Source organism: Pseudomonas sp. GW821-FHT09C10, assembly GCF_059418085.1.
Window position 1 is genome coordinate 215528 of the sequence record NZ_JBWKPE010000012.1, and the last position, 13295, is coordinate 228822.

Sequence of the window (13295 nt, forward strand, 5' to 3'; positions counted from 1 at the left end):
ATTAAAAATATGAAGAGGTTCAAGCACTTGCCATGGCCGTCAGCATCCCCTCCCACAGGGGTTCATCATTGTGCCTGCAACACCTCGTCCGCCCGGCCACCCTCTTCCTGGATCACCAGGTGGATGAAGTGCAGCTTGGCAATCACCGCCGGTGGCAGCACGAATGGGTAGAAGTCCGGCTGGCCCATGGCGCGGGACAGTTCATTGAGCATGCCCGCCAGTTCGATCCAGGCGTTGACGAAGGACAGGAATGCCACGCCGCCGGGATGTTCGGGGTCGTAGAGGGTGGTGAGGGGGAATGGCTGGTAATCCAGGTCCATCTCACGGGCGCTCATGCCAAAGCCCAGGGCGGTGTCGACGGCGTCCATCATGTGCAGGTAGTGGGCCCAGGTTTCGGCCCAGTCCTCCCAGGGGTGCATGGTGGCGTAGGCACTGACGCAGGTCTGCTGCCAGTCGGGGCGCGGGCCGTTCTGGTAGTGCTGGTCGAGGGCCTCGGCGTAACTGGCGCGTTCGTCGCCGAACAGGCTGCGAAAAGGCTCCAGCCAGTGGCTGTTGGCGATCAGGCGATCCCAGTAATAGTGACCGACCTCATGGCGAAAGTGGCCCAGCAAGGTGCGATAGGGTTCGCGCATCTGCACGCGGATTTTTTCTCGGTGGGCGTCGTCGGCTTCCTTGATGTCGAGGGTGATCAGGCCGTTGGCATGCCCGGTCATGGGCGCGTTGCCTTCCAGGTCGATGCCGACGAAGTCGAACGCCAGGCCGCTGTCCTCGTCGACGCTCTTGGGCACCACTTGCAGGCCCAGGCTGATTAACTGTGCTACCAGCCGACGCTTGGCGGTCTCCACCTTGCGCCAGCGCTCGGGGTTTTCCGGGATCGACAGGTCGGGGATGGTGCGGTTGAGGCTGCACGCCACGCACAGCGGTGCGGTGCTGTGGGCGGGAATCAGCCAGTTGCAGGCCGCCGCGGTGTCGAGGTTGGCGCAGCGGCGGAAGGCGCCGGCGTCGAGGTTGTCGTCCTGTAGCCAGGTGCCTTCCACGGGCCCAGGCTGCAAGGAGGACAAGCGGCTTTGCTGCGGTTGATAGCCCAGCAGCGCGTGGCAGGCCAGGCATTGGCTGTTGCGAAAGAACAGCGCTTGCCCGCACCGACACTGCCACACCTTGCCGTTGCGCGAGGTTTCGGCCATGAACGGTGCAGCGATGCGCGAACTGAGTTGCTCGAAGTAGCGGAACATGGCGATCTCTCCCTGGGTGACTGAGACTAGATCATCTGGGACTCAGGATCGTTCCACTTTCTTCAAGGGCGGCTTCGCAGTCCGGCGCGGGCGGTGCGACGATTCGACAAGCCCGCTCACCACCGGCGCCGCGTCAGACCGAAATGTTGTGTTTGGCAAGGAATGCGACAAAGGCCTCTTCGTCCAGCACCTTCAACCCCAGTTCGCTGGCCTTGGCCAACTTGGAGCCGGCACCCGGCCCGGCCACGACGCAATGGGTCTTGGCCGACACGGAACCGGCCACCTTGGCGCCGAGGCTTTCGAGCTTGTCCTTGGCCACGTCGCGACTCATCAGCTCCAGGGAGCCGGTGAGCACCCAGGTATGCCCTGCCTCGGGCAGGCCTTCGACCACCTTCTTCTCGCTCTGCCAGTGCATCCCGAAGTCCTTGAGCTGCTGCTCGATGGCCAGGGCACGGCTGGCGTTTTCCGGATTATCAAAAAATTCGCGCACGGCCTTGGCCTGCTTCTCCGGCAGCGCCTGGCGCATGTCGAGCCAGTCCGCCTTGATCACACCTTCCAGGCTGCCGAACTTGTCCGCAAGTTTCTGCGCGGCGCCGGGGCCGACGGAGGGTACGTGCAGCTTGTCGAGGAAACCGCCCAAGGTGGTACTGGCGGCGAACTCGGCGCTCAGCTCGCCCTGATCCTGCAATTGCAGGCCGCATTCATCAGGCGACAGCAACGCGCCGATCACTTCCTGGTTGTGGCTGTCTTCGAAGAAGCTGTGGATCTCATGGGCCACTTCCAGGCCCACATCCGGCAGGTACGTCAACACTTCCGGCAAGGCCTTCTGCACACGCTCAAGGGACGCCAGGGAGCGCGCCAGCACCTTGGCCGTCTCTTCGCCCACATCGGGAATGCCCAGGGCATAGATAAAGCGTGCCAGGGTCGGGGTCTTGCTGTTTTCGATGGCGGTGATCAGCTTCTTGCTGGAAATATCGGCGAAGCCTTCCAGGTCGATGATCTGCTCATATTTGAGCTTGTAGAGGTCGGCCGGCGAACCGATGAGTTTTTCATCCACCAGTTGCTCGATGGTTTTGTCACCGAGCCCGTCGATGTCCATGGCCCGGCGCGAGACGAAATGGATAATCGCCTGCTTGAGCTGGGCACCACAGGCCAGGCGCCCGACGCAGCGGTACACCGCGCCTTCGCTGACGGTTTCCTTGCCCTTGCTGCGCTTGACCAGTTGCGTGCGCTCCACATGGGAACCGCACACCGGGCAGCTTTCGGGAATCTGCACCGCACGGGCGTGTTCCGGGCGGCGCTCGGTGACCACGGAGACAACCTGCGGGATCACATCCCCGGCACGGCGGATGATCACGGTATCGCCGATCATCAAGCCCAGGCGCGCAACTTCATCCATGTTGTGCAGGGTGGCGTTGGACACGGTGACGCCCGCGACCTTGACCGGTTTCAAGCGCGCCACCGGCGTCACGGCGCCGGTGCGGCCGACCTGGAACTCCACGTCGAGCAACTCGGTGAGTTCTTCCATGGCCGGGAATTTGTGCGCGATGGCCCAGCGCGGTTCGCGGGCGCGAAAGCCCAGTTCACGCTGGGAGGCGATGCTGTTGACCTTGAACACCACACCGTCGATTTCATAGGGCAGGCTGTTACGACGCTCGCCGATATCGCGGTAATAGTCCAAGCACTCCTGGATGCCCTTGGCCAGTTTCAGCTCATGACTGATAGGCATGCCCCACTTCTGCAGTTGCTTCAAGTTACCGATATGGGTGTCGCTGATATCCCCGGTCACCTGGCCGATGCCGTAGCAGCAGAACTCCAGCGGACGGCTGGCGGTGATCTTCGAATCCAGCTGACGCAAGCTGCCCGCCGCCGCATTACGCGGGTTGGCGAAGGTCTTGCCGCCGACTTCCAGTTGCGAGGCGTTGAGCCGCTCGAAACCGGCCTTGGACATGAACACTTCGCCGCGCACTTCCAGGGTCGCCGGCCAGCCGCTGCCGTGCAGTTTCAACGGGATATTGCGCACGGTGCGCACGTTGACGCTGATGTCCTCGCCGGTGGTGCCGTCGCCACGGGTGGCGCCGCGTACCAATTCGCCATCCTGGTAAAGCAGGCTGACCGCCAGGCCATCCAGCTTCGGCTCACAGCTGTATTCCACCGCCGCGCCACCGCCGAACAGATCGCCCACGGGCAAGTCAAGCCCCTCGGTGACCCGGCGATCAAATTCCAGCATGGTGGTTTCATCAAACGCATTGCCCAGGCTGAGCATGGGGATCTCGTGACGCACCTGGGTAAAGGCTGACAATGCCGCACTGCCGACCCGCTGCGTCGGTGAATCACGCGTCACCAGGTCCGGATGCTCGGCCTCCAGGGCCTTGAGCTCGTGAAACAAGCGGTCGTACTCGGCGTCCGGAATGCTCGGCTCGTCGAGCACGTGGTAACGGTAGTTGTGCTGATCCAGTTCAGCGCGCAGTTCGAGGATGCGGGTGTGGGCGGCGGTCATGGGTGTTCTCTCATAAAGCAAAAGAGCAGCCGAAGCTGCTCAAATGTTGGTGCGCTTATTCTAATGACAACGCTGGAAACCAATCCTCAGCGTTTCTGTGTCAGGGCGCGACGCTCGAACTCGACGATGCGCTGACGGTAGTGTTCGATGGTCTGGGCGGTCAGGACGCTGCGTTGGTCATCCTTGAGCTCGCCGTTGAGTTCCTGGGACAGCTTGCGGGCAGCGGCCACCATCACGTCGAAGGCTTGTTTCGGGTGACGCGGGCCCGGCAGGCCGAGGAAGAAGCTCACCGCAGGGGTGCTGAACAGGTCGATGTCGTCCAGGTCGAACGTGCCTGGCTTGACCGCGTTGGCCATGGAGAACAGCACTTCGCCGTTGCCGGCCATGCTTTCGTGGCGGTGGAAAATATCCATCTCGCCAAAGCGCAGGCCGCTTTCGAGGATGTTCTGCAACAGGGCCGGGCCCTTGAAGCCGGCGGCGTCGCGACAGATCACGCTGATTACCAGCACTTCTTCGGCGGCAGGCTGATCGTTGACGGATTGACGCGGCGCATTCTTGCCGGCGTTTTCATCCGGGAAATCGTCATCACGGCTGCTGAAGCTCGGGCCTTCATCGACATCGAGGTTCAGGTCACCCTGATGGGGTTCGGCAACAGCTGCACTGGCGCGCTTGCCACGCTTGGACGAGGGCTCGCGGGCTTCACGCACCGGTGCACTCATCGACGGCAGGTCATGCTCGTCCAGTTGCGGTTCCTTATGGGTATCCAGCACACGGGGCGGCCCCAGCAGCTCGGCGCTGCCGTCGTCGTCGGGCAAGTTGGACAGGTTGCGGTCCAGACGGAATTTGAGCTTGCCCTTGCCACCGCGCATGCGGCGCCAGCCATCAAAAAGAATACCGGCAATGACAATAATGCCGATGACGATCAGCCACTCGCGCAGACCGATTTCCATGTAATCCCGTGCCTCTAATAAAAAATGCTGAAAAATAAGAGGTTTAGCACCGTGCAAACCGCTTTAAAACGTGGCGCCAACTCTATGTTCTGACTGACGTTTTGCCCACGCACACGAAAAATTGACATTAAACTAGCACGACCAAAGATAACTTTACACCGCCTGTCAAAATGCCTTGAACAAATATGTCCATTTGCCACTTTCACCAGGCCGGTAAATCACCTGACATCGCGCTGAAAACTTTCTCTCATGGCCCAACTCAAGATTCCACCATCGCCATCGCTTCTTCCACATCCACCGCGACCAACCGCGAGCAGCCTGGCTCGTGCATTGTCACCCCCATCAACTGATCAGCCATTTCCATGGCGATCTTGTTGTGGGTGATATAGATGAACTGCACCGTCTGGGACATCTCCTTGACCAGTCGGGCATAGCGTCCAACGTTAGCGTCATCCAATGGGGCGTCAACTTCATCGAGCATGCAGAACGGCGCCGGGTTCAACTTGAAGATGGCAAACACCAGGGCCAACGCGGTCAGGGCTTTTTCGCCGCCGGACAACAAATGGATGGTGCTGTTCTTCTTGCCCGGAGGCCGCGCCATGATCGTTACCCCTGTATCGAGTAGATCTTCGCCCGTCAGTTCCAAGTAAGCGCTGCCACCACCGAAAACTTTCGGGAATAACGCCTGTAAACCGCCATTAATCTGATCAAAGGTATCTTTGAAGCGGTTGCGGGTTTCCTTGTCGATCTTGCGGATCACGTTTTCCAGGGTGTCCAGGGCTTCCACCAGGTCAGCGTCCTGGGCATCCAGATAACGTTTGCGCTCGGACTGCTGCTGGTATTCATCGATGGCCGCGAGGTTGATCGCGCCCAGTCGCTGGATACGTGCGGCAATCCGTTCAAGTTCTTCCTCGGCTTCTTTCTCGCTGGCCTGGGCGGTCAAGGTATTGAGCACGCCATGCAAGTCGTAGCCGTCTTCGAGCAATTGGTCTTGCAGGGCCTTGCGGCGCACGGTCAGGGCTTGCCATTCCATGCGCTGTTGTTCGAGCTGGCCGCGAATCAGCTGGGATTGCTGCTCGGCCTGGGTCCGGCGTTTTTCTGCGTCGCGCAGTTCGCGGTCGGCGTCTTCCAGGGCGATCTGCGCGGTCTTGAGTTCTTCGTCGACGGTCATGCGCTTGTCGAGCAACTCTTCAAGCTTGAGGCGCAGCTCTTCCAGCGGCGCTTCGCCCTCCTCCAGGTTGAGGCTCAGTTGCTCGCGTTTTTCGGTGAGGCGTTCGGACTGCATCTCCAGGCGCTCAAGGGCCTGGGCCGTGGACGCGTGCTGGGCCTTGAGCGAACCCAGGCGCACGGCCAACTGATGGGCGTGGTCCTTGTGCTGGCGGGCTTCCTGGCGCACGCGGTCGAGGCGTTCGCGCAAGCTGTCACGCTGGGCCAGCAGCAATTCACGCTGCTCGGTGTCCAGGGCCATGCTGTCGAGGGCCTCCTGCAACTGCAGGCGCGCTTCGCCGATCTGTTCGTGTTCCAGGGCGCGCTGCTCGCCCATCTCGGCCACTTCTTCGTCGAGGCGGGTGCGGCGCAGGGTCAGTTGCTCGGCCTTGGCTTTGCTCGCGGAAAGCTGGGCTTTCAATTCGCCTTGCTGGCGCGCTTCGTCCTGCAACAGGCGCCGCAGGTGCTCGCGGCCGGTCTCTTGCTGGCGCTGGGTGGCGCGCAGGGTTTGCAGTTCGGTTTCGAGGCTTTCCAGGGTGGCTTCGCGCTCTTCACGCTCGGCGATCAGGTTGACGATTTCCTGGCCTCGGGCCAGAACACCGCTTTCCGCTTCACTGGCGCGGCGCACCCGCAGGAAGTGGCGGCCGACCCAGTATCCGTCGCGGCTGATCAGGCTTTCGCCGCCCGCCAGTTGACCGCGCTGGGCCAAGGCCTGTTCCAGGGACTCCACCGGCTTGACCTGGCCCAGCCACGGCGACAGGTCAATCGCCGCTTCGACCTTGTCCAGCAGGCTGCCCGGCACTCGCGTGCCATCAGCGGCGGGGCTGAGCAAACGCAGATCGCCCTGGGCAAAACCGGCCAGGTCGAAGCCGCCAAAATCATCCACCAGTACGGCTTGCAGGTCGGCGCCTAGAACGGTCTCTACCGCCAGTTCCCAACCGGCTTCAACTTTCAAGCCTTCGGCCAAGCGCGGACGCTCGGCCAGGTGCTGGTCACGCAGCCATTCGGCGGTGCCGGTGCCTGGGTCCAATGCCGCTTGCTGCAAGGCTTCAAGGGAAGCCAGGCGGCCGTTAAGCCGCTGCAAATCGCCCTGGGCCTGCTGCTGGGCCTGGGTCGCCTGTTGCAGTTGCTGACGCAATTGCTCCAGGCGCTCCACTTGTTGTTCTTCGCTGGCTTCCAGCTCTTCCAGCGTCATTTCGCTTTCGGCCAGTTGCTCGCTGAGTTCCATGATCGCCGCGTCTTCCGGGTCGGCGGCAAGCAGCACGCGCTCTTCCTGCAGGCGACGCTGGCGCTCGGCCAGGCGTTCCATGCTGGTTTCCAGTTGCTGGATGCGCGACTGCTGCACCTCGGCCTGGCGCCGCGGTTCGGCGGATTGCAGGTTGAAGGCGTCCCACTGCTCCTGCCAGCCGTGCATGGTGGTTTCGGATTCTTCCAGCGCAGCGGCGGCCTCTTCGGCGGCGGCGTTGGTGATGTCCTGCTCGGGGGTGAGCATGTCCAGCTCTTCGCCCAACGTCAGCAGCAAGGTGCGGTCGTGGCCCAGGTGCGATTCGGTTTCCAGGCGCGCGCGTTCGGCTTCTTTCAGATCATCCTGCAACTGACGCAGACGCTGCTGGCCGTGCTGGATGCTTTGTTCGACGCGGGCAATATCACCGCCCACCGAATAGAAGCGGCCCTGCACCAGATTGAAGCGTTCGGACAGGTCATGGTGCCCGTCGCGCAGGCGCTCGATGGCGGCGTCGGCATTGCGCTGCTCGGCCACCAGCGCTTCAAAGCTGATTTCCTGGGTGCCGATGATCGCTTCGCGCTGGCCCACCTGATCGTTCAACGCCTGCCAGCGCAGGGCCGACAGTTGCGCCTTGAGCTGGCGCTCTTCGCCCTTGTATTCCTGGTACTTCTCGGCCGCCTGGGCCTGGCGGTGCAGGCGCTCCAACTGGCGCTCCAGCTCTTCGCGCAGGTCGGTGAGGCGGGCGAGGTTTTCATGGGTGCGGCGGATACGGTTTTCGGTCTCGCGGCGGCGCTCCTTGTACTTGGAGATGCCGGCCGCTTCTTCGATAAAGTTGCGCAGGTCTTCGGGCTTGGCTTCGATCAGCTTGGAGATCATGCCCTGTTCGATGATCGAATAGCTGCGCGGGCCCAGGCCGGTACCGAGGAAAATGTCGGTAATGTCGCGGCGCCGGCACTTGGTGCCGTTGAGGAAGTAACTGTTCTGGCTGTCGCGCGTCACTTTGCGGCGGATCGAGATTTCCGCGTAGGCCGCGTACTCGCCGATCAGGGTGCCGTCGGAGTTGTCGAACACCAGTTCGATGCTGGCCTGGCTCACCGGCTTGCGGCTGGTGGAGCCGTTGAAGATGACGTCGGTCATCGACTCGCCACGCAGGTTTTTTGCCGAGCTCTCGCCCATCACCCAGCGTACGGCGTCGATGATGTTCGACTTGCCGCAGCCATTGGGCCCGACCACTGCCGCCATGTTACTGGGGAAGTTCACCGTGGTCGGGTCGACGAAGGATTTGAACCCCGCCAGTTTGATGCACTTGAGCCGCACGTTTAGGCGTCCGCCAACGCAGCGATGACCAGCGAGCTGCTGCGCTGGCAGTAGGCCGACAGCACCTGGCGGATCTGCTCCAGGTCACGGGCGAGTACGGCGGCGAGCAGTTGCTCGAACAACGCCAGGTACTCGCTCATGGACGCCTTGCGCTGATCCAGGGCCAGGTAATAGGCACGGTTCATCGCCGGCTGCAGGTTCTCGACGGTTTCCTGCAAATACGGGTTGTTGGCGAAGGGGTACGCGGCGCGCATCACATTGAAGCATTCTTCGACAAAGGCGCGGATGTCCTGGCGCTCGAAATTGCTCACCAGGCGCTGCTGGATCTGGACGAACGGCGCCATGTCGGCCTGGGTCTGCCAGCCCTGGGCGACCGCATTGCCAAGCAGGATATACAGCTCACTCATCAGCGTGCACAGGCTCTGCACCTTGTGCGCCGTGAGCTCGGTGACATGGGCGCCACGGCGCGGCAGGATCGCGATCAGGTGGCGGCGTTCGAGGATCAATAAAGCTTCACGTACGGAGCCACGGCTGACATTCAGCGCCAGCGTGACTTTCTGTTCCTGGATCCGCTCCCCAGGCTTGAGATCGCCGCGAATGATACGTTCGGCGAGGTGGTGAGCGATTTGCTCGGCGAGACTGTCCGGCGCCTTGAACGTCATGTTTTCCCTTCAAAATCGTCTATCGGTACAAGCGCGGCAGTGTAGCGCATTGGCCCGCTGATGGCGCTACGCCCACCGTGGCGAATTTGGCATGAAATAAGCAACGCTGAACACCCACACGCCCCCAAAAACGCCGGTTTCAGAAGACTGAACCATAATTGAAAGTGTTGTGATCGCATTTTCCTGACCTTCTGGTCAGAAAATCATTGACCGAAAAGTCAGACATGACTAGATTCGGCGCAAAGCGGTTAACAACAATAATGAGTCTGCGAGGCCTTCCGTGATCCAGTTTTTACTTAACCAGGAACTCCGTAGCGAGCACGCCCTGGACCCCAACCTGACCGTGCTCAACTATCTGCGCGAGCATGTGGGCAAACCCGGTACCAAGGAAGGCTGCGCCAGCGGCGACTGCGGTGCGTGCACCGTGGTGGTCGGCGAGTTGCACACCGACCCTCAGGGCGTGGAGCAGATCCGTTATCGCAGCCTCAATTCCTGCCTGACATTTGTATCGTCGCTGCACGGCAAGCAACTGATCAGCGTCGAAGACCTCAAGCACCAGGGCCAACTGCACAGCGTGCAACAGGCGATGGTGGAGTGCCACGGTTCGCAATGCGGCTTTTGCACCCCCGGTTTTGTGATGTCGTTGTTCGCCCTGCAAAAGAACAGCGACGCCCCCGACAGCCAGAAGGCCCACGAAGCCCTGGCCGGCAACCTGTGCCGCTGCACCGGCTATCGGCCGATCCTGGCCGCCGCCGAACAGGCCTGCTGCAACAAACCGGCGGACCAGTTCGACAGCCGCCAGGCCGAGACCATCGCCCGCCTCAAAGCCATCACGCCGACCCAAACCGGTGAACTCAACAGCGGCGACAAACGCTGCCTGGTGCCCCTCACCGTCGCCGACCTGGCCGACCTCTACGACGCCTACCCGCAAGCCCGCCTGTTGGCCGGCGGCACCGACCTGGCGCTGGAAGTCACCCAGTTTCACCGCACCCTGCCGGTGATGATCTATGTCGGCAATATTGAAGAGATGAAGCGCATCGAGGACTTCGACGACCGCCTGGAAATCGGCGCCGCCACTGCCCTCTCCGACTGCTACACCGCGCTGCACCACGAATACCCGGATTTCGGCGACCTGCTGCACCGCTTCGCCTCCCTGCAAATCCGCAACCAGGGCACCCTCGGCGGCAATATCGGCAACGCCTCGCCGATTGGCGATTCGCCGCCGCTGTTGATCGCCCTGGGGGCGCAGATCGTGCTGTGCAAAGGCGAGGTGCGCCGCATCCTGGCGCTGGAAGACTACTTCATCGACTACCGCGTGACGGCGCGCCAGGACAGCGAGTTCATCGAGAAAATCATCGTCCCCAAGGGCCACGCGCTGTTCCGTGCCTACAAGGTTTCCAAGCGCCTGGACGACGATATTTCCGCTGTGTGTGCAGCCTTCAACCTAAAGATCGACAACGGTGTGATCAGTGATGCCCGCGTCGCGTTCGGCGGCATGGCCGCCACGCCCAAACGCGCAAAACATTGCGAGGCGGTATTGGTCGGCGCCACTTGGAACGCTGCCACCGTGGAAAAAGCCTGCGCCGCCCTGGCCGAGGATTTCACCCCGCTGTCGGACTTCCGCGCCAGCAAGGAATACCGCCTGCTCAGCGCCCGGAACCTGCTGCGCAAATACTTCATCGAACTGCAAACGCCGCACATCGAGACTCGGGTGACCGCTTATGTCTAACCATCACGCCGTGGAAAAAACCCAGGCCGAACTGGCTGCGCTGTTTGCCCAGGACCTGACCTCCGGGGTCGGCCGCAGCGTCAAGCATGACAGCGCCGCCAAGCACGTGTCCGGTGAAGCGCAGTACATCGATGACCGCCTGGAATTCCCCAACCAGTTGCACCTGTATGCACGCATGTCCGACCGCGCCCACGCCCGGATCATCCGCATCGACACCACGCCCTGCTACGCCTTCGACGGTGTGCGTATCGTCATCACCCACGAAGACGTGCCGGGCCTGAAAGACATCGGCCCGCTGCTGCCCGGCGACCCCTTGCTGGCCATCGACACGGTGCAGTTCGTCGGCCAGGTGGTTTTGGCCGTGGCCGCCCGCGACCTGGACACCGCACGCAAGGCCGCGATGGCCGCAGTGATCGAATACGAAGACCTGGAGCCCGTGCTGGATGTGGTCGAGGCCTTTCGCAACAAGCATTTCGTGCTCGACAGCCACACCCACCAACGCGGTAATTCGGCCGGCGCGCTGGCGACCGCCAAGCACCGCCTCCAGGGCACCCTGCATATCGGCGGCCAGGAACACTTCTACCTGGAAACCCAGATTTCCTCGGTAATGCCCACCGAAGACGGCGGCATGATCGTCTATTGCTCCACGCAGAACCCCACCGAAGTGCAGAAGCTGGTGGCCGAAGTGCTGGGCGTGTCGATGAACAAGATCGTCGTCGATATGCGCCGCATGGGCGGCGGTTTTGGCGGCAAGGAAACCCAGGCGGCGAGCCCGGCGTGCCTGTGTGCGGTGGTGGCGCGCCTCACCGGCCAGCCGACCAAGATGCGCCTGCCGCGCGTCGAAGACATGCTGATGACCGGCAAGCGCCACCCCTTCTACATCGAATACGACGTGGGCTTCGACGACAGCGGTCGCCTGCACGGGATCAACCTGGAACTGGCCGGTAACTGCGGCTGCTCGCCGGACCTGTCCAACTCGATCGTCGACCGCGCCATGTTCCATGCCGACAACGCCTACTACCTGGGCGATGCCACGGTGAACGGCCATCGCTGCAAGACCAACACCGCGTCCAACACCGCCTATCGCGGCTTCGGCGGCCCGCAAGGCATGGTCGCCATCGAGGAAGTGATGGACGCCATCGCCCGTCATCTGGCGCTGGACCCGTTGGCGGTGCGCAAGGCCAATTACTACGGCAAGACCGAGCGCAACGTCACCCACTACTACCAGACCGTCGAGCACAACATGCTCGAAGAGATGACCGCCGAACTTGAAGCCAGCAGCCAATACGCCGAGCGCCGCGAAGCGATCCGCCTGTACAACGCCCACAGCCCGATCCTGAAAAAAGGCCTGGCGCTGACCCCGGTGAAATTCGGGATCTCATTCACGGCGAGCTTCCTGAACCAGGCCGGTGCGCTGATCCATATCTACACCGACGGCAGCATCCACTTGAACCACGGCGGCACCGAAATGGGCCAGGGCTTGAACACCAAGGTCGCGCAAGTGGTGGCCGAAGTGTTCCAGGTGGACATCGACCGCGTGCAGATCACCGCCACCAACACCGACAAGGTACCGAACACCTCACCGACCGCCGCGTCCAGCGGTGCGGACCTGAACGGCAAGGCCGCCCAGAACGCCGCCGAAACCATCAAGCAACGCCTGGTGGAATTCGCCGCGCGCAAGTACGACGTGAGCGAAGCGGATGTGGAATTCCACAACGGCCATGTGCGCGTGCGCGAGCAGATCCTGACCTTCGAAACGCTGATTCAACAGGCGTATTTCGCCCAGGTCTCGCTGTCGAGCACCGGTTTCTACAAGACCCCGAAAATCTTCTACGACCGCAGCCAGGCCCGCGGTCGGCCGTTCTACTACTTCGCCTTCGGCGCGGCGTGCTGCGAAGTAATCGTCGACACCCTGACCGGCGAATACAAGATGCTGCGCACCGACATCCTCCACGATGTGGGCGCCTCACTGAACCCGGCCATCGACATCGGCCAGGTGGAAGGCGGCTTTATCCAGGGCATGGGCTGGCTGACCATGGAAGAGCTGGTGTGGAACAACAAGGGCAAGCTTGAGACCTGCGGCCCGGCCAGCTACAAGATCCCGGCGGTGGCCGACATGCCTTTGGATTTGCGTGTGAAGCTGGTGGAAAACCGCAAGAACCCGGAAGACACGGTGTTCCATTCCAAGGCCGTGGGTGAGCCACCGTTCATGCTCGGGATTGCCTCGTGGTGCGCGATCAAGGATGCGGTGGCGAGCCTGGCTGATTATCGCCATCAGCCGAAGATCGATGCGCCGGCGACACCGGAGCGGGTGTTGTGGGGGTGTGAGCAGATGCGCAAGTTGCAGACGGCGACAGCTGTCGAACCTGAAACTGAAATGGCTTCGCTCTAGACCGAGGCGCTGCCATCGGGGGCAAGTCGAATCGTCGCACCGCCCCTCCCACATGGGAATGCATTCCAAATGTGGGAGGGGC

At 62.1% G+C, this 13295-nt stretch carries 7 protein-coding genes; 2 read left to right on the plus strand and 5 right to left on the minus strand.

The window, feature by feature from the left end:
• Window positions 1-65: 65 nt before the first annotated feature.
• The 5 genes from AC07OT_RS22580 to AC07OT_RS22600 all read right to left on the minus strand — a co-directional run bounded on the left by AC07OT_RS22580 (window position 66) and on the right by AC07OT_RS22600 (window position 9092).
• The gene (locus AC07OT_RS22580) at window positions 66-1232 is read right to left on the minus strand and encodes a zinc-binding metallopeptidase family protein (RefSeq protein WP_495109074.1); all 1167 of its coding nucleotides are present in this window, start codon (window positions 1230-1232) and stop codon (window positions 66-68) included.
• A 133-nt stretch (window positions 1233-1365) separates the two neighbouring features.
• Window positions 1366-3732 (minus strand): NAD-dependent DNA ligase LigA, encoded by a 2367-nt coding sequence (gene ligA / locus AC07OT_RS22585; RefSeq protein ID WP_495109075.1) that lies wholly within the window; start codon window positions 3730-3732, stop codon window positions 1366-1368.
• Between the two features lie 86 nt (window positions 3733-3818).
• Entirely contained in the window at window positions 3819-4682 is an 864-nt protein-coding gene (gene zipA, locus AC07OT_RS22590; RefSeq protein ID WP_027603708.1) for a cell division protein ZipA, read from the minus strand.
• A 259-nt stretch (window positions 4683-4941) separates the two neighbouring features.
• Window positions 4942-8430 carry a chromosome segregation protein SMC gene (gene smc, locus AC07OT_RS22595; RefSeq protein ID WP_092355397.1) on the minus strand — a complete coding sequence of 1163 codons (3489 nt, stop codon included), beginning with the start codon at window positions 8428-8430 and terminating at the stop codon, window positions 4942-4944.
• Window positions 8431-8432: 2 nt separating this feature from the next.
• Window positions 8433-9092: a GntR family transcriptional regulator gene (locus AC07OT_RS22600; protein WP_027603706.1), complete on the minus strand. Its 660-nt coding sequence runs from the start codon at window positions 9090-9092 to the stop codon at window positions 8433-8435.
• Window positions 9093-9372: 280 nt separating this feature from the next.
• Between AC07OT_RS22600 and xdhA the strand changes: the two genes are divergently transcribed.
• Together xdhA and xdhB are read left to right on the plus strand one after the other, a co-directional pair.
• A complete protein-coding gene (gene xdhA, locus AC07OT_RS22605; RefSeq protein WP_495109076.1) occupies window positions 9373-10821 on the plus strand; it encodes a xanthine dehydrogenase small subunit in 1449 nt (482 codons plus the stop codon).
• Complete coding sequence (xdhB, locus tag AC07OT_RS22610; protein WP_495109077.1) at window positions 10814-13213, plus strand: xanthine dehydrogenase molybdopterin binding subunit; 2400 nt, start codon at window positions 10814-10816, stop codon at window positions 13211-13213. The genes xdhA and xdhB overlap by 8 nt, the downstream gene beginning before the upstream one ends.
• Window positions 13214-13295 lie beyond the last annotated feature (82 nt).